The sequence below is a fragment of the Pelagicoccus sp. SDUM812002 genome, assembly GCF_031127835.1.
Taxonomy (GTDB): domain Bacteria; phylum Verrucomicrobiota; class Verrucomicrobiia; order Opitutales; family Opitutaceae; genus Pelagicoccus.
This window is the reverse complement of sequence record NZ_JARXHX010000086.1, coordinates 1-1,356: the sequence shown is the minus strand read 5'-3', so window position 1 is coordinate 1,356 and position 1,356 is coordinate 1. Positions and strand designations below refer to the sequence as shown.

1 protein-coding gene is annotated in these 1,356 nt (G+C 49.3%); it reads left to right on the top strand.

The window, feature by feature from the left end:
• Nucleotides 1-305: 305 nt before the first annotated feature.
• Nucleotides 306-686, top strand: a complete 381-nt coding sequence (locus QEH53_RS23760) for a GxxExxY protein (protein ID WP_309025727.1) — start codon at nucleotides 306-308, stop codon at nucleotides 684-686.
• The last annotated feature ends 670 nt before the right edge of the window (nucleotides 687-1,356 follow it).

Genomic DNA, 1,356 nt, shown 5'->3' with positions numbered 1-1,356 from the left:
CTTTGCCTTCGTTATAGCGAAGGTCCTTCATCGGCCTGATTTTTCGCGCCTTTTGGTGGCAATTATCTCCGGACGGTCTGATCAGGTTGTGCTGTTCTTTTAGCCGCGAAGAGGCGCAAAAAGATCCTGCACCGGGAGGTCTGTTATAACTTCGCTTAAGATAAACCCGCCTTCGTTATAGCGAAGGTCCTTCATCGGTTAGTTCTTCGCGCCTTTTAGTGGCCATCAATCTCAGATGGTCGGATCAGGTTATCGAATTCAAGCTCTTGCTTGAAAGGCTTTCCTGCTTTGGAATCGCTTCTGGAATGCAAGCTCTAGAAATCAACAAACTAACAGACACGATTCGCGAGGCGTCATTCGCTTTGCATAAACACCTTCGCCACGGTCACCTGGAAAAGGTCTACGAAAACGGACTAAAGCATCGCCTGGACCTGCTGGGTATCCCTGTCACTCAACAGCACCCACTGCCAGTCTTCGACGAAGACGGCTTTTTGCTTGGCGACTTTTATGCCGATCTCTTTGTGGCGCAGAAGATCATCGTCGAACTCAAAGCGTGCAAGGCAACCACGAATGAGCATGTGGCCCAGTTGTTAGGTTATCTACGCTCCTCTGGAAAAAGTGTTGGGCTTTTGATCAACTTCGGTGCCCCGAAACTCCAAATAAAGAGATATTTGTTGGACGATTAAAGCTGAATACACCCGCTGTCCCGCCTTCGTTATAGCGAAGGTCCTTCATCGGTTAGATTTTTAGCGCCTTTTAGTGGCCATCAATCTCAGACGGTTGGATCAGGTTGTGCTGCTTTTTAGCCACAAGAAGGCGCAAAAAGATCCTGCACTGTGGGGCTCGCTATAACTTCGCCTTCTTTGCACTCGTTATAGCGAAGGTCTTTCATCGGTTAGATTTTTCGTGCCTTTTGGTGGCCATCAATTCGGATGGCCGGATCAGGTTGTGCTGTTCTTTTAGCCACGAAGAGGCGCAAAAAGGATCCTACACTGTGGGGCTCGCTATAACTTCGCCTTCTTTGCACTCGTTATAGCGAGTGTCCTTCATCGGTTAGATTTTTCGTGCCTTTTAGTGGCCATCAATTCGGATGGTCGGATCAGGTTGTGCTGTTCTTTTAGCCGCGAAGAGGCGCAAAAATATCCTGCACTGTGGGGCTCGCTATAACTTCGCCTTCTTTGCACTCGTTATAGCGAGTGTCCTTCATCGGTTAGATCTTGGGCTCTTGTGGTCATGTCGCTGCGCTCGGTAGCGCCTTTTAGTGGCCATCAATTCGGATGGTCGGATCAGGTTGTGCTGTTTTTAGCCACAAGAAGGCACTACCGAGGAGCGGGCGACGACACTTGAGGAGTCTCA

What these genes read in the sequence shown, in the direction of transcription:
- QEH53_RS23760 (WP_309025727.1), top strand. Translation starts at nt 306, where the DNA reads ATGCAAGCTCTAGAAATCAACAAACTAACAGACACGATTCGCGAGGCG.